Source organism: Streptomyces sp. NPDC004609 (assembly GCF_042873655.1).
GTDB lineage: Bacteria > Actinomycetota > Actinomycetes > Streptomycetales > Streptomycetaceae > Streptomyces.
This window is the reverse complement of sequence record NZ_JBIALS010000012.1, coordinates 23,820-42,157: the sequence shown is the minus strand read 5'-3', so window position 1 is coordinate 42,157 and position 18,338 is coordinate 23,820. Positions and strand designations below refer to the sequence as shown.

The window sequence follows — 18,338 nt, the reverse complement described above, 5'->3', positions numbered from 1 at the left end:
TTCCCGCCGTGGATCCCCTCGCGTTCGACTACGAGGACCTGCGTCTACGGGTGGACCGGGGCGCGTTCGAACTGTTCGGCCCGGGCAGTCCCGAGAGCACCTTCCGGGTGCCGCTGCGGTGGCTCGGGGCGCTGGTGCACGACAAGAAGCCCGACAACCAGGCGAGTTGTTCTTCGGTGTCGTACGCGGTCCGAACGCCGCGATCTACAGGACCGACCGGCCCGCGGTACACCACCTCACCCGTGTTCCGGGTGCCGTCCGGTGACGAGCCGTTGTTCCGCGCGTCCTTCACCGAGGTGGCCGCGCTCGCCGACCGGAGGGTGGTCCGACAGGGATCCGGTGGCGGGAAGCGGGTGACCGGCATCGCCCGCCATGCCGCGTCCGCGCCCAGCGGCAGCGCCGGCTCGAACAGCGCGGCGATCGCGGCGGCCGACTCCGCGCGCGGCACCGCCTCCTCGATCCGCTCCCCCATCGCCGTCAGGGTCACCACCTCCGGCGGGCTGATCTCCCCGGTGTCGGTGTCGACCTGCTCGCCGGTGGCGTCGAACACGACCGGGAAGGTGGTGTCCCGCCGCGCCGGGTGACGGACCGTTCGGCCTCCGTGGGGTGCGCCACCGCCCGGGCCGGGCCCTCCTCCCCCGACCCGCGGGGCCGGCGGACCGTCCGGGTGCGACTGGAGGGGGCGGAGGCCGCCCCCGGCGGCCGGAAGGTGCCGCCTCCCGGACGGCCACGACGGCGGGCCGCGGACACCGGCGGGCCGAGAAACACGGTGGCGGTGTTCCTCGGCGGGACGGGTCGGGCGCCTGCCCCGTACCGAACGCCGTCGGAGCGTCGCCGCACCGTTCGTACCTCCGTGTGGGAACCGACGCCCGCATCAGGCTGCTCCGATGGAGCGGTACGGGCCCGGGCCCCCGCCGGTTCCTCGTGCGACCGGCGAGGACGGCGCTACGCTCCCCGCTGACCTACCCCGATATCGGGAAATACCCGAAGTACCTGAAACGCCCCACATACGCGGAAGATCTGGAGAACACGCATGAGCAACGGCCCCGGCCGGGTGGCCCGCACCGGCGTGTTCGCGGCCTCGGCCGCCCTGGCCGTGGCCTGCGTCGGCGTGATCGCCGCGTGTGGATCGAACGGGGACCCGGACAAGGGCGACCGGTCCCCCGGCTCGACCTCGCCCGGTTCGGCGTCCTCCGGTTCGGCGTCCTCCGGTTCGGCGTCCTCCGGTTCGATGTCACCGGCCTCCACGGCTCCGGGCTCCACGCCGCCCTCGCCGTCGGCACGTCCCTCGGCCGGCGGCCGTTCCCCTTCCTACGGCGGTGAGTCGGTGCCTCCCCCTCCGCCGCCTCCGACGAACACCGGGCCGTCGAAGAAGAAGGGGCCCGGCGTCACACCTTCGGAATCCTTCGCACCCGCCTGCCCCGGCTCACCCGGCTGCCCGCCGCCCCCCGGAACGCCCCCGGCGCCGGGCGAAACGTGAGCGAACCGGAGCCGCGCGCGGCAGGGCGGGCCCGGTCGGCAGGCCCGGACGATCCGTCCCCCACGGCCCTGATCAGGATGGTGGCCGCACAGGCGTCTCTGATCGCCGCGCTGATGTTCTATCTGGGCGTGATCTATACAAGCGCCTACTACGGCTACTTCCATCTCTCTCCCTTCTCCCTCGGCTTCGGCTTCGCCGAATTCGTCCTGCAGAGCCTCAGTCTGATGACCTTCCCGGTCTTCGTCGGTGCCGTCGTGCTGGTCGTCGCCGTTACCGTCGGCGGACGGCGGCCCCGGCAGGCGCTGCCCGCCGGCGTGGTGCGCTCCGCGTCGTCCGGCATGCCGGCTCTGGCACGCTGCTACCCGGTCCTCGTGGCGGCCGGTCTGATCCTGATCGTCCTGTGGTGGGTGTGGCAGCTGTTTCTCCCGTACCGCTGGCTCGGTCCTCTCCTCATCGGCCTCGGCCTGCTGCTGGGAGAGGCGCGCCGGATCGACCGGGACGACGCTCCGAGGGGTTTGCGGGACACGGCCTTACCGGTCTTCGCCGCCGGTGTGTTCCTGTTCTGGACCGTCACCCTGGCCGCCGCGCAGCTCGGGGAGCGGCACGCCAGGAACGCCGCACACGACGTGGTCCAGCGCACCGGGCTCGTCGTCTTCAGCGCCGAACGGCTCGGCCTGACCTCCCGGTCGCCGGACCTCCACTTCGAGGACCTCGGCGCGGGTGTCCACCTCCGCTACCGGTACACCGGCCTGCGGCTCATCGCGGAACGCGACGGGCGCTACTACGCCGTACCCATCGGCTGGAACGCGACGACGGATTCCGTCTACGTCCTGCGGGAGAACGACGGCATGCGCGTCGAACTGACACCCGGCGTGCAGTAGCGGCGGGAGCCGCGCCGTCCGGGAAGGCCGGGGTACGTCCGGAAGCCGTGGTCGGTCCGGAGGCCGGAGGTACCAGGAGGCGAGGAGGTCCGGCTACGCGTCGCGGGTCCGCGCGGCCCGCGGGCCGTGGTCCGGCTCGTCGTCGAAGTGCGCGGCGGCTGCCTCCCCGTACGCCGTGACGGCGGCGGAGTCCGTCATCCGGTGATCATCTCAGCCGGCACCGACCATGCCCCCGGACGCCGGGTCCGCGGGGACGGTCCCGCCGCGGTGGTGGGCGAGGGCCCGGTGCGGGTCACCGTCCGTGGGCGGGTGGTCGGTGTGGACGGTCGCGGCGGTCAGCCGGGGTACGGCGTGGATGAGGGCGTGCTCGGCGGCCACGGCCAGCTCGTGCGCCTGGACCACGGTCAGGCGGGGGTCGACGACGATGTCGGCCTCGGCGCGCAGGGTGTGGCCGATCCACCGCATCCGCAGCTGCCCGGTGTCCCGTACTCCCTCCACCTCCCGCAGCGCGGCCCGGGCGGTGTCGACGAGGGCCGGATCGACCGAGTCCATCAGCCGCCGGCAGACCTCGCGGGCGGCGTCCTTGAGGACGTACAGGATGGCGACCGTGATCAGCAGGCCGACGACGGGGTCGGCCGCGCGCAGACCGAGCGCGGACCCGGCGGCGCCCAGCAGGACGGCCAGGGAGGTGAAGCCGTCGGTACGGGCGTGGAGGCCGTCGGCGACCAGGGCGGCGGAGCCGATCCGCCGCCCCGTGCGGATCCGGTAGCGGGCGACCCACTCGTTGCCGGCGAATCCGGCCAGTGCCGCCGCGGAGAGCGCCCACAGATGCGTGAGTTCACGGGGGTGGAGCAGCCGGTCGACGGCGACGAAGGCGGCCAGGACCGCGGAGGCGGCGATCGTCGCCACGACGACGATGCCGGCCAGGTCCTCGGCGCGGCCGTAGCCGTAGGTGTAGCGGCGGTTCGCCGCCCGCCGTCCCAGCAGGAACGCGATCCCCAGGGGGACGGCGGTGAGGGCGTCGGCGGCATTGTGAATCGTGTCGCCGAGCAGCGCCACCGACCCCGACAGGGCGGCGATCACCGCCTGCACCACGGTGGTCGTCCCCAGGACCGCCAGGGAGATCCACAGGGTCCGCATCCCCTCGCGGGAGGTCTCCATCGCCGTGTCGACCTTGTCACCGCTGTGATGGGCGTGCGGCGTGGCCAGGTGTGCGGGCCAGTGGCGCGGAGCGGCCCGGCGGGACTCGCCGTGCCCGTGCTCCGGGACGCCGTGCCCGAGGCCCGGATCGTGGTGGTGGTCGTGCGTACGGTCGTGCCGTTGCGCGTCCATGCCCCCACGGTGGCACAGGGATTCCCCTGCAGCCACCACCGTCATACACCCTGTGACCAGGTGCGATGCACTCGCAGCTGCGCCCGGTGGGCAACCGGGTACACCGGGGGGAAACCGGCCCGCTGTCGCACGCGTACGGCGGTATGCCCGTCGGAGGGCGTACGGATCAGGTGGCGCGGCTCGTCCGGACGCGCGTACGCCGGCGCACGTGGCCGACGGGCCCGGGCCTTCCGGTCCGTGCGGGCTCCGACGGGCCGAGCCGCTGTCCGGGCACCCGCTTCCCCGCGCGCGGGTGCCCCGACCGGGCTCCGACGACTGGCCCGCACCGGCCCCGGGGAAGACGGGACCGGCGCAGGCGCTCCCGGCCACGCGGAACACCACCGACCGGGCCCGCCTGCGGGTGGACGCGATCCCGCGCCCCTATGCCGGGCGCACCGCGTGCACCAGCCAGGCGGTACTGCGCAGGCGGACGCCTCCGGGGGTCTCGAAGCGCCGGGCCGCCGATGTGAGCGCGGCGCGCGCGGTGGCCACGGCGTCCGGGTCGGTGTGGTCGACGATGCCGCGAAAGGCTCCCCACGCGAGGACGAACGCGGCTGCGGCGGCCGCGTCCTGCCCCAGGGCGATCGTCGTCTCCACCGAGGTCGCGGTGACCTCACGGAAGCCGGCCCGGGTGAGCACGTCGCCGATGTGCTCGGGGTCGGCGAGCGAATGCACGGCGGACGCGGCAGGCGCGGCGGGCCGGTTGTGTACCGGCTTCTTCGGCGCGGCGGCGAGCACCGTGGGCAGGTCGTTGTGCTCCGGAGGCCCGACGGTGGTGAAGACGAGGCGTCCGCCCGGCCGCAGGGCGCGGCCGATGTTGGCGAACGCGGCGAGGGGACCGGCGAAGAACATGACCCCGAACCGGCTGATCGCGACGTCGAAGCCACCCGCCGGGAACGGATGCACCTGTGCGTCGCCCGCCTCGAACGTCACGTTGGCGATGCCCTCGGAGTCGGCGAACTCCCGTGCCCGCTCCAGCATCGGTTCCACCACGTCGTTCCCGCCGACATGCCCGTCGGGAGCCCGGCGGGCGGCCGACCGTGTCGTGGCGCCGTAGCCGCACCCGATGTCGAGCACCCGGTCGTGTGTGCCGATCGCGGCGGCGGCGAACAGTTCCGGGTCGAAGCCGGAGCTGATCACCTCGTAGCGTTCGGCGTCCGTCGTACGGTCGATCGCGGGGGAATCCATCGAAGCCTCACTCATCGGTTCGGGGGAACCGGCCGGGGTGCGCGGCCCGCCAGTTCCAGCAGTTCGTCGACCGACCACTGGTCGTAGATGTGCTCGCCGTACTTGACGGCGACGACACGGCCGTCGGCGGCGATCAGGAAGTCGGCGGGCAGGCCGAGCCTGCCGCCGTGCGGCCGGCCCGCCGGCGGGCGTTCCCGCCCGCGGAGGATCGCCCCGGTGCTGCGCAGGACCGACCGGACGATCGGCCACCAGGCGCGGGGACTCAGCAGCGCCCTGGGTGCCGACTCCACGCCGAACTCCGCGTACAGCCGCTTGGCGGGATCGGCGACGACGGCGAACGGGAGGTCGGCCGTGTGCTTCAGCAGCTCCTCGGCGGGCGAGTGGAACACCACGACCTCGCGCACCCCGGCCGCCTCGATCTCCTCGTGCCGCAGGACCACCGACCGCAGATGCAGATTGCAGACGGGGCAGCCCGCGAAGCGCCGGAACTGCAGATGGACCAGCCGGTCGGGTGCCGGGACACCGACCGGGGAACCGGAGACGGACAGCAGGTCGCGGGCGCTGACGATGGTTCCCGGCTCCACCGGTCCTCGGGACCGGGGCCTTCCGGACATACGCATGGACGTCCCCTTCGTAGGCGTACGAGATACGCTTACGAGGATAGGCGTATGCCGTACGCTGTCAATCGCCATGCCTCGCCCCCGTTCGCTCACACACGATCAGCCGGCCTCGGCCGCCCTCGCCGTCATCGACCGCGACGGACTCGCCGGGCTGTCGATGCGCGCGGTCGCCACGGAGCTCGGGATGAGCACCATGGGGCTCTACCGGTACGTGAAGGACCGCGAGGAGCTCGAACGGCTCGTCGTCGACCACGTGCTCGAAGCCGTCGACACCGAACCGCCCCCCGCGGACGCGCCATGGGGCGAGCGGATCGAAACCATGGTGCGGCGCCTCCGGGACACCGTCGCCGCCCATCCCGCGACCGTCCCGCTCACACTCGTCCACCGGCACCGGTCCCCCGGTGTGCTGCGCTGGTCGGAGACGGTGCTCGGCATCCTCACCCGGGCGGGTATCGAGGACCGCCGGCGGGTCGTCGCGCTGCGCAGCCTCCTCTCTTATGTGATCGGGGCCGTCCAGCTCGAACACCTCGGCCCCCTGTCGGGCCGGGGCACGGCCGCCATCACCGCCCTGCCGCCGGCGGACTTCCCGTACCTGACCGAGACCGCGCGGGACGCCCGGGACGTGAGTGCCGACGAGGAGTTCCTCGGCGGGCTCGCCGTACTCCTGCGCGGCCTGGGCGCATGATGCGCGGGCCAGCGAACGGACCGCGGCCCTACGGGGTCACGACGCAGGGGGCCACGACGCACGGGGTCACGACGCACGATCCGGGACCGTACACCCGGACGCGGTGAGACCGCCGGTCACTCGCCGCGGCCCGACGGCCGCTGGACTGCGAAGGGCCAGGGCGTGTATCGAAACTGGATCTTGATGGTGACGATCTCGGTCTCCCACGGGCCGCCGACCAGGGGATACGGGCACCGCCGACCGGCAGGCTGGCCGCCGGTTCCTTCATCGCCGGTGCCACCGCGTCCCATCCCCGTCGGTCACCGCGCTCGGCCCCGGGTGTTTCCTACCGCCCGGCTCGGCACCTCATTGACCCCGGCCCGTCCTGACCCATCCCGACGCGGACCGCAGAAAGCATTCCTTGACACGAATATTCTCCACGGAGAATACTAGCCTCCATGGACGCACTCCTCACCGCACTGGCCGACCCGGCCCGCTGGCGGCTCGTGAATCTGCTGGCCGAGCGGCCCCGCCCGGTCGGCGTCCTCGCCCGGCTCGCCGGGGCGCGCCAGCCGCAGACGACCAAGCATCTGCAGACCCTTGAGCGCGCCGGCGTCGTCACGTCCCAGCGCACCGGACAGCGCCGCATCTACGCGCTCCGGTCCGGTCCCCTGCGGGACCTGGCGGCCGCGCTCAGCCGGCTCGCCGACACCGCGGAACAGGACGGCGGCCCCCGCGAGACCTACGACCGCTACGGGCTGAGCCTCCACACGGAGCGGCTCGCCGCGGAGGAGTCGGGGTGGGCCGACGGCCGCTCGTTCACCTTCCGCAGGTCGCTGGCGGGCAGCCCCGACTCGGTCTGGCGCCACCTGACGGACGTCTCCCTGCTCACGCGCTGGTGGACGCCCGACGACCTCCGCGTCTCCGAGCTCGTCTTCGAGGCGCGCCCGGGCGGGCGGATCGTCCTGGAGTACCGAGACACCGAGGATGCCGACGGCTCCGACCCGACCGCCGGGCGCGCCGAGGGAGCCATTGTCGCCGTACGCCCCGGAGAGCGCCTCGCCTACCGGCTCTCCCCGCTGCTTCCCGACGGCAGCCTCGCCTTCACCGCCCATGTCGACCTGGGCCTGAGACCCACCGGGACCGGCACCGACCTCGACGCCCACTGGCGGATCACCGACAGCACCGTCGACTCCGCGGACTTCATCGCAGGCATCGAGATCGGCTTCGGCCAGAGCCTCGACAAGCTCGCGGCGACCCTTGCCGCGGACCCGCACGGGACCGGCAACACCACCGACAGCACCGACAGCACCGACACGAGGAGCGCACCATGACCGACTCGACCGGCCGCAGGGTGACCGCGAACCTGAGCCTCAGCCTCGACGGGCGTTACCACGGTCCCGGCGGACCCAGCGACTTCGGGATGTTCGCCCCGTATGTGACCACCGAGGTCGCGCGAGACCACCTCACCCGCATCTGGGAGGGCGCGACGACGGCGCTGCTCGGCCGGATCAACGCCGAGGGATTCCTGGGGTACTGGCCGTCGGTCGCCACGGACGAGAGCGCCGATCCGCGTGATCGCGGCTACGCGAAGTGGCTGGTCGACACGGAAAAGGTGGTCTTCTCCGCCACCTTGACCGAGGCACCGTGGGAACGCACCCGGGTGGTGAACGCCCCCGCCGCCGACGTCGTCGCCGACCTCAAGACCACCGGCGAGGGCGACATCCTCGTCAACAGCAGCCCCAGCGTCATCAAGGCGCTCCTCTCGGCAGACCTGATCGACCGGCTGTACCTCATGATCTTCCCCGAGATCGCCGGGGGCGGACAGCGGCTGTTCGACGACGGCCTGCCCGGCTCGACGTGGAAGCTCGCACACCAGGAGACCGGCGACCTGGGCGAGATCGCCCTGGTCTACGACCGGGTGCGCTGAACCGGCCGGGGGGGGGGGGGGGGGGGGGGCGGCCGCGCGGGGGGGGGGGGGGCGGGGCGCGCCGCCCCCCCCCCCCGGCGGCCGCCCCCCCCCCCCCCCCCCCCCCCCCCCCCCCCCCCCGGCGGGCGGGGCCCCCCAGACCCTGAGACGGGCGCCCAAGGGACCCCGGACGGACGCGGCCGGGCACCGATCCGTCGTTCGCCCGCGCGCTCTCGTCGAACGACCGCCGGACTCACTCGCGGCTGAACGCCCCGAGTGCCGGGGTTCGGATGCGTCCACGCGGGCGGAATGTCAGCGTGTACGGCCGCCCGCGTTGCCGGTGGGTTCGGGTGCGCCCGCGCGGGCGAAACTCGGTTCACCCCCGTCGCGATCGCTGCCACGATCGCCGTATGACGTCTCCGACACCGACCGACCGGCCGCTGCCCGGCCACTCATGGCTCGGTGATCCGATCGAGAGTCTGCGGACACCGCCCCCGGGGCACCGATGAGCGGGGCGCGCCGCGACGGCCTGTCCTGCGGGCGGCCGGCCCGCGCGCCGAGCGACGGACCATCAGCCGTTCGGACCCGGAACCGGCGGACGCCCCGCCGTTCGAGCGGGGTCGCGCCGTCCGTACGCCCTCCACGGCGGGGTGCCGAACGCGGGCACCCGGTGCGCCGCCGGAACCGTACGGCAACGCGTTCGGTTCAAACCGAGGTCGGCGGACACACGCGGTGGCGTTCCGTTTTCAGCCCTCAGCGGTGGGCCGGAACCACGCTGGCCCGTCGACCAGCGCCTGCTTGATCCGGAAGAGGGCGAACTCGCTCAGCTCCGGGAGCGCGTCCAGGGCGAACCACCCCACCTCCAGCGACTCGTCGTCGTTGACCCGCGCCTCACCGCCGGTCGCACGGCAGCGGAAGGTGATGTCGAGGAAGTGGCACCGGTCACCGTTGGGATACGTCACCGGCTCCGGCAGGGCCTGGACGATGACGACCCGCTCGGCCGCACAGTGCACCCCGGTCTCCTCGTACACCTCGCGCACGGCGGTCTCGGCCGGTTCCTCACCAGGCTCGGGGATGCCGCCGACCGTCGACCAGCGGCCGTTGTCGGCCCGTCTGCCGAGCAGCACCCGGCCGCCGTCGTCGAAGACGACCGCGCTGATGCCCGGCAGCAGAAGCAGCTGATGGCCGGCCTTGGCCCGGATCTCACGGATGAAGTCGGGGGTCCCCATGGCCCGACCCTAACCTCTCCCGCCCCGGTGGCCCCGGGGTTCCCACCGCGGGCTACTCCGCCGCGGTCGTGCCCCCGGTGCCGTCCTGGGCCCGCCGCCCGCGCCCGGCCCGTACGGCTCCGGCGGCCACCCAGCCCAGACCGCCCACCGCGACCAGGACGAGCACGGCCTCAGGCCAGGCGCCGAGCCGGGTGGCCGGGGTCAGCGAGGAGCGCAGCGGCACCTCGGCGACCAGGGCGTCGGGGGTGAACATCTCCGACTTCCGTACGACGTCCCCGTCCGGCATGATCACCGCGCTGACTCCGCTGGTCACGGGGACGACCACCGACCGTCCGTGCTCCACCGCCCGCACCCGCGACATCGCCAGCTGCTGGTACGTCATCTCGCTGCGTCCGAAGGTCGCGTTGTTGCTGGGCACGGAGATGAGCTGGGCGCCGTGGGTGACGGTGTCACGCACCATGTCGTCGAAGGCGGCCTCGTAACAGGTGACCAGGCCGACCTCGGTGCCCGCCAGATCGAAGACGCCGACCTCGTCGCCGGGCCCGAAGTCACGGCGCACCCGGTCCACGTCCGAGCTGAAGAGCCGTACGAACGAACGCATCGGGATGTACTCGCCGAACGGCTGCACATGGCGCTTGTCGTAGGTGTCGACCGGGCCGCGCGCCGGGTCCCACTCGATGAGCGTGTTGCGGAGCTTGCCCGTGTCGGGCGTGATGACCGCGCCGACGACGGTGGGAACGCCGATCGCCTTCACGGCCCGGTCGATGACGAACCTCGCGTCGGCGTTGGCGTACGGGTCGATGTCGGAGGAGTTCTCCGGCCACAGCACGAAGTCGGGCCGCGGCACCTTGCCGGCCTTCACCTCCGCCGCCAGCTCCTCCGTACGGCGCGCGTGGTTGTCGAGGACCGCGCGGCGCTGGGAGTTGAAGTCGAGCCCGAGCCGCGGCACGTTCCCCTGGATCGCGGCCACGGTCGCGGTGCCGTCCTCGGCGGAGTCGTCGACGAGCGGCAGCGCGGCGAACGCCGCGGTGACCGGGACGAACACCGCGAGCAGGGCGACGGCCATCGGACCGCGGGGCAGGGTCCCGGCACGGCGGTACTCGACGAGGCGCCGCACGGTCTCGTACAGCCCGAAGCCGCACAGCACGACGGCGAAGCCGAGGACCGGAGTCCCGCCCAGCGCGGCCAGGGGCAGAAAGACGCCGTCCGCCTGGCCGAAGGCGATCTTGCCCCAGGGGAAGCCGCCGAACGGCACCCTGGCGCGGGCCGCCTCACCGAGGATCCAGACCGCCGCGCCCCACAGCGGCCAGACCGGAAGCCGGGAGACGGCGGCGATGCCCATGCACGCGCACGCGACGAACAGCGCCTCCGCGGCGGCCAGCGCGAGCCAGGGAACAGGCCCGACGTCCTCACCGGTCCAGATCAGCAGCGGCAGCAGAAACCCGAGCCCCGCGAGATAGCCGAGCCCCAGGCCCGCGCGCAGCCTGAGCCCGTACAGCGTCCAGCCGAGCAGCGCGAACGCCGGTACGGCCAGCCACCACAGGGGCCGGGGCGGAAAGCTCAGGAACAGCAGCACCCCCGAGAGCGCCGCGGCACCCGGCCGCACCAGCCGCCGCCCCCACGGCCTGCGGCCGGCCGGGGCGGGTGAGGGGGCGTCGACGGAGGTCATGGTGGCGCTCACCTGCCGGAGTCTACGGGAGGGGGGTATCTCCCCCGCATCCAGCCGTAACCGGGCGGCCCCGCGCCGGTATCGGGCCGACCCCGGGCGGCCCCGCGCCGGGACCGGCCCGTCCGATCCGGCCCGCCCCGGGACCCGGGGAACACAGGCCCGCCGAACGCCGGTCCGCCGCCCGTCGGCCCGGACCACCCGGCGCCCGGCGCCGGAACCCGCGGGAATCCCCGGCCCGTCCGGCGTTCGAGGACCGGCGCGAGGGGCGGCGCCCCGCACGTCCCCCGTACCCGCGAGGGGCGCGCACACCGGGCATCCGCACCCAGCCGACGCAGCCGCCTCCGCCCACCCATCCACAAACGCGTGTCCCGGCCGTTACCGTAAGCGCAGCCTTCGCGGAGCCGGTCAGGTCGGCGGTCGCGTCGGCGCACGGGGACGGGTGTATGTCGGGGGGTCGGCAGGATGATGGCTGCGCCGGATAGCCGGGCAGCGGCGCGCGAACGCGGGAGTGCCACCGATATCGCCGGGGCGGTCGTCCTCGGTGTGTGCGCGGTGTGGTCACTGGTCAGCGCCGCGGGACGCGAGGCCAGACCCGAGGGCGTGCTGCTCGCCGTGTCCGCCGTCGCCGCGGGGTACGCCTGCGGCCGGATCTCCGGCACGCTGCTCCCGGTCACCAGTGCCACGGCCCTGTCGCTCGCCGCGCTCGGCCTCGCGCTCACCTCACCGGAGGGCGTCCCGGGCGCGAACGCGGGCGCCCCGGTCCAGCCGGGTCACACCGGCGCCGCGGCGGCGCTGCTGGTGCTGAGCGCGGGCGCCGCCTGCTGCGCCGCCTCCGCCGCCCGCCCGCCGGCGCTGCGTCTCGCGCTGCGGCTGATCGCGCTCGCGGCCGTCGTGACCGGCCTGGCCGTCGGATCGGTCGCCGGTTTCGCCGCCTGTGCGGGGGTCCTGCTCTGTTCGGTGGCCACCGCCCGGATGCGGCGGCGTACGGCCGCGCTCACCGGTCTCGCCGCGGTGACGGGGCTGGCCGTGGTGATCGCGTGGGGCGTGGCGGAGAACGCGCTGCCGAGCGGGCTCAAGGTGTCCCTGGAAGGCCAGCTGACCCCCAACAGGATGGCCCTGTGGCAGGACGCGGTCGCGCTCGCCGAGGACGATCCGGTACGGGGCGTCGGGCCCGGCCGTTTCGGCAAGCTGAGCGCCACCGCCCTGCAGTCGGCGGGCTCGGACGGAAAACCGCACTCGGCCCTGTTCCAGCAGGCCGCGGAGCAGGGACTGGTGGGTGTGGTGCTGCTCGCTACGGCATTCGGGTGGATGCTGTTCGCGCTGTGGCGCTCGCCCCGGTCCACTCCGGTGGTGCTGAGCGCGGGCGCGGCCCTGACGGCGCTCGCGGTGCTCGCGAATCTGGGGAACGCGCTGAGTTTTGCCCCGGTCACGGCGGGTGCGGGACTGCTCGCGGGCCTCGCGACGGCGCGTGGGGCGGGCGGGGGCGTGTCCGGCCCGGCCGGCCGTACGCCTCCGGCGGCCGAGGGTGCCCGCTGAGGGGCAAGGCCCGGCCGGGGGTCGCGGGGTGGTGGCGGGGACGCTCAGATCTGCGCAGGCTTGCCGGGCCCCGCGCCGAGCCGGTCGCGGATGGCCCGGACCGCGGATTCCGCGTCGTCCACCGTGACCGTGAAGGTCCTGCCGTCACCCAGGGTGACGACCACACCTTCACCACGGCGTACGACGACCGCCGTACCGCGCTCCGGGCGCCAGCGGTAGCCCCAGCCGCCCCAGTGCCTCGGGGTGACCTTGGGCTCGAACTCCGCGCCGACCACGTGGGAGAGCGGGATCCGGCGGCGCGGCAGACCCATATGGCCGCAGCGCACCTCGACGGCGTCGCTGTCCACCTTGACCGCCACATGGACGAAGGCGAGGGTTCCGTAGAGCATCAGCAGACCGGCCGCGACACAGCCGACCACGGACATCACCAGCGGGGCGACGCCCGAGGTCCAGTTGGACACGACCGCCAGCTCGATGCCGAGCGCGATGCAGGCGGCGCCGGCGACGGCCAGCAGCCACTGCACGCGGTTGGTCGCACGGCCGGTCCAGATCGCGGGGACGGGCTCGGCGGGCGCGGGGGGCGTCGAGTCGTGGGAAGGCTCCCTCATGCGAGCAGAGTACCCAGCTTCCGGCGCACCGGCATGGGGTCCGTCATGAGGATCACATCCGGCACGGGAGGCCACGGGGGACGGGCGCACCGGTGGCCCGGGGACCGTCACCTTCAGCGCGCGGACGTCACCGCCCGGAGCAGCCGCGCCTCGGCGTATCCCAGCGCCTGGTCGGACAGGACGGACTCCCGGCCGCTGAGGATCACGGTGAGCCCGCCGGGCGGCCCCGGCCGGTCGGCGGCCGGGGCGCCGATCCGGCGCAGCGCCTGGGCGGCGACCGCGTCGGCCGAGCCGTGCAGGACGACGGGGCGCCCGATGGCGGCGCGGATGCGTGCGGCGACCAGTTCGTAGTGGGTGCACCCGAGGACGACGTCGCCGACGTCCTCGGGGGTCAGCGCGGCGGCGGCGGCGATCGCGCGTTCGATGCCGGCCTCGTCGGCGAGCTGGACGCCGTCGGCGAGACCCGGACAGGGCACCTCGGTCACGGCGGCGGGCCCGGCGAAGTCCCGGATGAGGGCGCTCTGGTAGGGGCTGCCGGTGGTGGCCGGCGTCGCCCAGATCGCGAAGGGACGACCCCCCGCCGACGCCGGTTTGATCGCGGGCACCGTGCCGATCACCGGGATCGCGGGCTCCAGTTCGGCGCGGAGCGCGGGCAGCGCGTGCACGGAGGCGGTGTTGCAGGCGACGATCAGGGCGTCGGGCGCGTGGGCGGCGGCGGCGCGGGCGACGGCGATGGCCCGTTCGGTGACGTCCCGGGGCGTACGCGGACCCCAGGGCATCCCGTCGGGGTCGGAGGAGAGCACGAGATCCGCGTCCGGCCTCAGCCTGCGTACCGCGGCGGCCGCCGCGAGGAGGCCGATTCCGGAGTCCATGAGCGCGATCTTCACCCGGTCACCATAGTCGACCGGCCTCGTGGAACCGGTGCGGTGCGGCAGACTGCGGCGCATGAGCCCCCTTGCCTGGACCGCCGTCGGATCGCTGCTCGCCTGGGGGTGGCTGCTGCTGGGTCAGGGCTTCTTCTGGCGCACGGACCAGCGGCTGCCGCCCCGTGTCACGGCTCCCGGCGCGCCGGACTCGTGGCCGGATGTCGTCGTGGTGGTGCCCGCGCGGGACGAGGCCGCCGTCCTGCCGGACAGCCTGCCCTCGCTGCTGGCCCAGGACTACCCCGGGCACGCCGGGATCGTGCTCGTCGACGACGGCAGTACGGACGGGACGGCGGACGTGGCCCGCGCGCTGTCCGAGCGGTACGGAGGGCTGCCGCTGACGGTGGTCTCCCCCGGCGAGCCCGGGCCGGGCTGGACGGGCAAACTGTGGGCGCTGCGGCACGGCATGGCGCTGGCCAGGTCGCGCGGCCCCGCGTATCTGCTGCTGACGGACGCCGATATCGCCCATGACCCGGACAGTCTGCGCACCCTGGTCGCCGCGGCCCGCGACCACCGGCTCGACCTGGTGTCGCAGATGGCGCGGCTGCGGGTCGCCGGCGGCTGGGAGCGCCTGGTGGTGCCCGCGTTCGTCTACTTCTTCTCCCAGCTCTACCCGTTCCGGTGGGTGAACCGGCCCGGGGCCCGCACGGCCGCGGCGGCGGGCGGCTGTGTGCTGCTGAGTATGGAGGCGGCCGACCGCGCGGGGCTCCCGGACTCGATCCGCCAGGCGGTGATCGACGACGTGTCGCTGGCGCGGGCGGTGAAGCGGTCCGGCGGCCGGATCTGGCTGGGGCTCGCGGAGCGGGTGGACAGCGTACGGCCGTATCCGCGGCTGGCGGATCTGTGGGGGATGGTGTCGCGCAGCGCGTACGCCCAACTGTTGTACAGCCCCCTGCTGCTGGTGGGGACCGTGATGGGGCTGACGCTGGTGTATCTCGTGCCGCCGGTCGCGCTGGCCGTGGGCGTCATCGGGGGCGACGCGCCCGCCGCGTGGGCCGGAGGGGTGGCGCAGGCGGTGATGGCGGCGACGTATCTGCCGATGCTGCGCTACTACCGGCGGTCGCCGCTCCTCGCCCTGGTGCTGCCGTTCACCGCCCTGCTCTATCTGCTGATGACGGTCGACTCGGCGGTGCAGCACTACCGGGGCCGTGGCGCGGCCTGGAAGGGGCGTACGTACGCCCGTCCCGGGGTCGCGCCCGAGGAGACCTGACCGGGCGGGCGGAGGACGTCGGCGAGCGGGCGCCCCGACGGCCGGCGACGGCCGCGCCGCGGGGTCACCCGCGGCGCGACTCGCCCCGCCCGCGGCTCACTTGCGGCCGGGTGTCCAGTTCATTCCCCAGCCGTAGGTGTAGTCGACGGTGCGCTGCGGGCTGACTCCGCGCTCCGGGACCAGGAAGCGCGCCTCGCGCTGGACGACGAGGTCCGAGCCGGTGTTCGTGATCAGTGCGAGGGAGCAGACCGTGGAGGGCACGGTGCACTCGCCCAGCGAGAACTCGATGGGCGCTCCGTGCTGCGGCTGGAGGGTGACGTGGGCGTCGAGATCGGCGAAGCTGCGCGCGCCCTCGTAGATGGTGACGAAGATGACGATCCGCCGGAAGTACTGCTGGTGGTCGAGGTTGATGGTGAGGTTCTCGCCGGACGTGCCGCCGGTGCGGTCGTCGCCGTCGAGGTGGATGAAAGGGGGCTGGTGGAGGGCGCCGAAGGCGTTGCCGAGCGCCTGGACCACGCCCTTGCTGCCGTCGACGAGTTCGTAGAGGGCGCACAGGTCGAGGTCCAGGTCGCCGTGCACGGCGATGGCCCGGCCGAGTTTGGCGCCCCAGCCCTTGAACTGCTTGCGGACCTGCCAGTTGAGATTGACGCGCATGGTCCCGGAGGTGCCGCCCTGCTTGGTGAGGGAGACGGTGGGGGTCTCCTTCGTCAGCGTCACCTTGCTCAGGCGTACGGGAGCCGTGGGCGCGGGGGCCGGTGCCACGGGCGCGGGGGCGGGCGGGGCGGGGGGCCGCGCGACCGGCGGGGGCGCCACGGGCGGGGCGCTGACCCGCGGCGCCGGGGCGGGAGCAGGCTGCGGGGCGGGCTGCTGCGGTTCGTCGACCGTGATGCCGAAGTCCGTGGCCAGACCGGCCAGGCCGGTGCTGTACCCCTGGCCCACCGCGCGGAACTTCCAGGCGCCCTGGCGCCGGTAGAGCTCGCCGAGGACGAACGCCGTCTCGACGCTCGCGTCCTGGCTTTCGTAGCGGGCGACCTCGGCTCCGGACACCGCGTCGACGACCCTGATGTAGAGCCCCGGCACCTGTCCGAAGGAGCCGCCGTCGGCGGACGCGGCGAGGACGATCTTCCCGATCGAGGGCTCCACACCGGTGAGGTCGACGCCGATGACGTCGGTGACACCGCCCGCCGCGTTCTGCTTCCCCTCGTGGCGCACGGCCCCGGAGGCGTGCGCCGGCTGGTTGTAGAAGATGAAGTCCGCGTCCGACCGGACCTTGCCGGAGCCTGCGTCGACGAGCAGCGCGGACGCGTCGACATCCGGTACCGACGGGCCCTGCCGCCAGCCCAGTTCGACACGCACCCGCTGCGCCGCCACCGGAGTGTTGGCTCCCTTAAGCATAGACATGCTCGCCCCCTCGCGAGTCGGAGTGTCCGGACAATTCGCTGGGCGCCAACCTATTCCCCCGGGCCCCCCGAGCGCCCGTGCCGACGCACGAGTAACCGGCGCTCAGCTCGCTCTTTACACGATTCTTGCTCGAATCGGCGACCGTTTTTCCCAGATTCGCTCACATTGGGGATCGACGGTCACTCGCCTCTCCCGAAACAACCTTCTTATCGGACTCCCCTAACCCACAACTCAGGGCTTAACTTATGTGCCATGACCTCCCCCCGCGTCACCTACGGCGGCGGCTACTACTCCGCTCCGTCGTTCGCCGACACCCCGATCTACGACTCCCTGGTCGCAGAGCGGGGCACGCCTCAGATCGCCCCGATCCGAGTGCCCTCCGCGTACGACACCGGCAACAGCTACCTGCCGGCACTCCCCGCGGCTCTGCCGGCCCTGCCGGCCGCTCCCTCGATGCACCAGCCGACGCCCCCGTACGGCTATCCGCAGCAGATGCCGCAGCCCGTGCCGCTGCAGCAGGCCGCCGCGCCCTACATTCCGCAGCAGCCGTCACCGCAGCGCGGATACCCGGGCCCCCAGGGCCAGCAGCAGCCCCAGCGCCCGGCGGCCGGCGGCTACGAGGCGATGCGCCCGGCCGCCGCCCGGCCCGCTCCGCCGCCCGCGCAGGGGCCCACCGCGTACAACAGCCAGTACACCCGCCCGCATCCGGGCCAGGGGTACTGACCGGGGGCCGGCACGTTCCGGCGGCCCGGGCCCCGGACAGGATCCGTATCACCGTCACCCTGAAACCGCCCGCCCGCGAGGGCCGCGGGGTTCGCACCCGAAGAGGTCTGTGGGAACCCCGCGCCGTACCGCGGACGTTGGGCCTACGGCAGGGTGAAGGCGAGGGGTGACGTACCTCTCTCTTTCCCGCGACTCGTCCGTGCGCCGTGCCGTGCCGGGCTATCACGGAGGGAAGGAGGTGCGGCAGTGCGGGCAGCAGCGGGACTCTGGCGCTGGCGCGGCAATCCGGTACGCCGCGCGACCGATCTCGTCGAGGCATGGGTGGCGCTCGTCGCCGCGTTACTGATCGTCAGTGCCGCCCCGGTCATCGGCTGGATCACCGGCGGCCTCACCGAGGAGTCCATGCGCCAGCAGGCGCGCGCACAGCGGCAGCAGCGCCTCCAGATCACCGCCACGGTCCTCGGACCGGCCCCCGAGTCGTCGACCCGGATGTATCTCCCCGGCGTGCCGGCCTCCCAGGAGCGGCGCTCCGTGATCGCCGCGTGGACGGCCGCGGACGGCAGCAGACACACCGGCAGACTCGCCTCCCCACTGGCGCGTCCGCGCGCGGGCGACACCTTCACCGTCTGGGCCGACCGCTCGGGCCGGATCACCGGCCGGCCCCTGGACGCGTCATCGGTCAGGACGCAGGGCGTCCTGGCGGGCGTGGGCGCGGCCCTGGCCTCGGCGGGGCTGACCGAAGGCGCCAGAAGACTGCTCGTGCGGCAGCTGGTGCGCCGCAGACACGCACGTCTCGACCGGGCCTGGGCGGCGGCGGGCCCCGACTGGGGACGGGCGGGCGCGGGCAGCTGACCTCCCGATTCGTCAACTCCCGCCCGTCACTCACGCTACGGTGGAGCGACCCCCGCTCGCGGGGATCGGGATCT

The 18,338-nt window shown here is 73.8% G+C and carries 17 protein-coding genes and 1 pseudogene; 8 read left to right on the top strand and 10 right to left on the bottom strand.

Going from position 1 to position 18,338, the window contains the following annotated elements; genetic code table 11:
• Positions 1-346: 346 nt before the first annotated feature.
• Positions 347-595, bottom strand: a pseudogene (locus ACFYT4_RS14465) (hypothetical protein); the annotation flags it as partial.
• Positions 596-945: 350 nt separating this feature from the next.
• Complete coding sequence (locus ACFYT4_RS14460) at positions 946-1,248, bottom strand: hypothetical protein (RefSeq protein ID WP_389268135.1); 303 nt, start codon at positions 1,246-1,248, stop codon at positions 946-948.
• 309 nt (positions 1,249-1,557) lie between these two features.
• On the opposite strand from ACFYT4_RS14460, the gene ACFYT4_RS14455 reads away from it, so the two are divergent.
• Positions 1,558-2,361 (top strand): hypothetical protein, encoded by an 804-nt coding sequence (locus ACFYT4_RS14455; protein ID WP_389268133.1) that lies wholly within the window; start codon positions 1,558-1,560, stop codon positions 2,359-2,361.
• 210 nt (positions 2,362-2,571) lie between these two features.
• Here the strand turns inward: ACFYT4_RS14455 and ACFYT4_RS14450 are convergent, their stop codons facing one another.
• The 3 genes from ACFYT4_RS14450 to ACFYT4_RS14440 all read right to left on the bottom strand — a co-directional run bounded on the left by ACFYT4_RS14450 (position 2,572) and on the right by ACFYT4_RS14440 (position 5,504).
• Complete coding sequence (locus ACFYT4_RS14450) at positions 2,572-3,693, bottom strand: cation diffusion facilitator family transporter (protein WP_389268131.1); 1,122 nt, start codon at positions 3,691-3,693, stop codon at positions 2,572-2,574.
• A 420-nt stretch (positions 3,694-4,113) separates the two neighbouring features.
• A complete protein-coding gene (locus tag ACFYT4_RS14445; RefSeq protein ID WP_389268129.1) occupies positions 4,114-4,920 on the bottom strand; it encodes a class I SAM-dependent methyltransferase in 807 nt (268 codons plus the stop codon).
• A gap of 11 nt (positions 4,921-4,931) precedes the next feature.
• The gene (locus ACFYT4_RS14440) at positions 4,932-5,504 is read right to left on the bottom strand and encodes a peroxiredoxin-like family protein (protein ID WP_389268127.1); all 573 of its coding nucleotides are present in this window, start codon (positions 5,502-5,504) and stop codon (positions 4,932-4,934) included.
• Positions 5,505-5,610: 106 nt separating this feature from the next.
• On the opposite strand from ACFYT4_RS14440, the gene ACFYT4_RS14435 reads away from it, so the two are divergent.
• From ACFYT4_RS14435 to ACFYT4_RS14425, 3 genes are all read left to right on the top strand, one after another.
• Positions 5,611-6,225: a TetR/AcrR family transcriptional regulator gene (locus ACFYT4_RS14435; RefSeq protein WP_389268125.1), complete on the top strand. Its 615-nt coding sequence runs from the start codon at positions 5,611-5,613 to the stop codon at positions 6,223-6,225.
• A gap of 437 nt (positions 6,226-6,662) precedes the next feature.
• Positions 6,663-7,538: a metalloregulator ArsR/SmtB family transcription factor gene (locus ACFYT4_RS14430; RefSeq protein ID WP_389268123.1), complete on the top strand. Its 876-nt coding sequence runs from the start codon at positions 6,663-6,665 to the stop codon at positions 7,536-7,538.
• Positions 7,535-8,134, top strand: coding sequence for a dihydrofolate reductase family protein (locus tag ACFYT4_RS14425; RefSeq protein ID WP_389268121.1), 600 nt, complete (start codon positions 7,535-7,537; stop codon positions 8,132-8,134). Before ACFYT4_RS14430 ends, ACFYT4_RS14425 begins: the two co-directional genes overlap by 4 nt.
• Positions 8,135-8,859: 725 nt before the next feature.
• Here ACFYT4_RS14425 and ACFYT4_RS14420 read toward each other — a convergent pair.
• Entirely contained in the window at positions 8,860-9,342 is a 483-nt protein-coding gene (locus ACFYT4_RS14420) for an NUDIX domain-containing protein (RefSeq protein WP_389268119.1), read from the bottom strand.
• Between the two features lie 52 nt (positions 9,343-9,394).
• Complete coding sequence (gene lnt, locus ACFYT4_RS14415; RefSeq protein WP_389268117.1) at positions 9,395-11,023, bottom strand: apolipoprotein N-acyltransferase; 1,629 nt, start codon at positions 11,021-11,023, stop codon at positions 9,395-9,397.
• 450 nt (positions 11,024-11,473) lie between these two features.
• On the opposite strand from lnt, the gene ACFYT4_RS14410 reads away from it, so the two are divergent.
• Positions 11,474-12,547, top strand: coding sequence for an O-antigen ligase family protein (locus ACFYT4_RS14410; protein WP_389268115.1), 1,074 nt, complete (start codon positions 11,474-11,476; stop codon positions 12,545-12,547).
• Between the two features lie 44 nt (positions 12,548-12,591).
• On the opposite strand, the gene ACFYT4_RS14405 is transcribed toward ACFYT4_RS14410, so the two are convergent.
• Both ACFYT4_RS14405 and ACFYT4_RS14400 read right to left on the bottom strand, forming a co-directional pair.
• Entirely contained in the window at positions 12,592-13,155 is a 564-nt protein-coding gene (locus tag ACFYT4_RS14405; protein WP_389268113.1) for a hypothetical protein, read from the bottom strand.
• Positions 13,156-13,268: 113 nt separating this feature from the next.
• Positions 13,269-14,102: a glutamate racemase gene (locus tag ACFYT4_RS14400; RefSeq protein WP_389268111.1), complete on the bottom strand. Its 834-nt coding sequence runs from the start codon at positions 14,100-14,102 to the stop codon at positions 13,269-13,271.
• On the opposite strand from ACFYT4_RS14400, the gene ACFYT4_RS14395 reads away from it, so the two are divergent.
• A complete protein-coding gene (locus tag ACFYT4_RS14395) occupies positions 14,101-15,288 on the top strand; it encodes a glycosyltransferase (RefSeq protein WP_389268109.1) in 1,188 nt (395 codons plus the stop codon). The two genes, ACFYT4_RS14400 and ACFYT4_RS14395, sit on opposite strands and share 2 nt — an antisense overlap.
• Before the next feature lie 96 nt (positions 15,289-15,384).
• Here ACFYT4_RS14395 and ACFYT4_RS14390 read toward each other — a convergent pair whose 3' ends face one another.
• Positions 15,385-16,689: a TerD family protein gene (locus ACFYT4_RS14390; protein WP_389268107.1), complete on the bottom strand. Its 1,305-nt coding sequence runs from the start codon at positions 16,687-16,689 to the stop codon at positions 15,385-15,387.
• Positions 16,690-16,941: 252 nt separating this feature from the next.
• Between ACFYT4_RS14390 and ACFYT4_RS14385 the strand changes: the two genes are divergently transcribed.
• Positions 16,942-17,412, top strand: coding sequence for a DUF6643 family protein (locus ACFYT4_RS14385; protein ID WP_389268105.1), 471 nt, complete (start codon positions 16,942-16,944; stop codon positions 17,410-17,412).
• 246 nt (positions 17,413-17,658) lie between these two features.
• Positions 17,659-18,264 carry a hypothetical protein gene (locus ACFYT4_RS14380; protein ID WP_389268103.1) on the top strand — a complete coding sequence of 202 codons (606 nt, stop codon included), beginning with the start codon at positions 17,659-17,661 and terminating at the stop codon, positions 18,262-18,264.
• Positions 18,265-18,338: the final 74 nt, after the last annotated feature.

What these genes read in the sequence shown, in the direction of transcription:
- ACFYT4_RS14455 (WP_389268133.1), top strand. Translation starts at nt 1,558, where the DNA reads ATGGTGGCCGCACAGGCGTCTCTGATCGCCGCGCTGATGTTCTATCTG.
- ACFYT4_RS14450 (WP_389268131.1), bottom strand. Translation starts at nt 3,693, where the DNA reads ATGGACGCGCAACGGCACGACCGTACGCACGACCACCACCACGATCCG.
- ACFYT4_RS14445 (WP_389268129.1), bottom strand. Translation starts at nt 4,920, where the DNA reads ATGGATTCCCCCGCGATCGACCGTACGACGGACGCCGAACGCTACGAG.
- ACFYT4_RS14435 (WP_389268125.1), top strand. Translation starts at nt 5,611, where the DNA reads ATGCCTCGCCCCCGTTCGCTCACACACGATCAGCCGGCCTCGGCCGCC.
- ACFYT4_RS14430 (WP_389268123.1), top strand. Translation starts at nt 6,663, where the DNA reads ATGGACGCACTCCTCACCGCACTGGCCGACCCGGCCCGCTGGCGGCTC.
- ACFYT4_RS14425 (WP_389268121.1), top strand. Translation starts at nt 7,535, where the DNA reads ATGACCGACTCGACCGGCCGCAGGGTGACCGCGAACCTGAGCCTCAGC.
- ACFYT4_RS14420 (WP_389268119.1), bottom strand. Translation starts at nt 9,342, where the DNA reads ATGGGGACCCCCGACTTCATCCGTGAGATCCGGGCCAAGGCCGGCCAT.
- ACFYT4_RS14410 (WP_389268115.1), top strand. Translation starts at nt 11,474, where the DNA reads ATGATGGCTGCGCCGGATAGCCGGGCAGCGGCGCGCGAACGCGGGAGT.
- ACFYT4_RS14405 (WP_389268113.1), bottom strand. Translation starts at nt 13,155, where the DNA reads ATGAGGGAGCCTTCCCACGACTCGACGCCCCCCGCGCCCGCCGAGCCC.
- ACFYT4_RS14395 (WP_389268109.1), top strand. Translation starts at nt 14,101, where the DNA reads ATGAGCCCCCTTGCCTGGACCGCCGTCGGATCGCTGCTCGCCTGGGGG.
- ACFYT4_RS14400 (WP_389268111.1), bottom strand. Translation starts at nt 14,102, where the DNA reads ATGCGCCGCAGTCTGCCGCACCGCACCGGTTCCACGAGGCCGGTCGAC.
- ACFYT4_RS14390 (WP_389268107.1), bottom strand. Translation starts at nt 16,689, where the DNA reads ATGTCTATGCTTAAGGGAGCCAACACTCCGGTGGCGGCGCAGCGGGTG.
- ACFYT4_RS14385 (WP_389268105.1), top strand. Translation starts at nt 16,942, where the DNA reads ATGACCTCCCCCCGCGTCACCTACGGCGGCGGCTACTACTCCGCTCCG.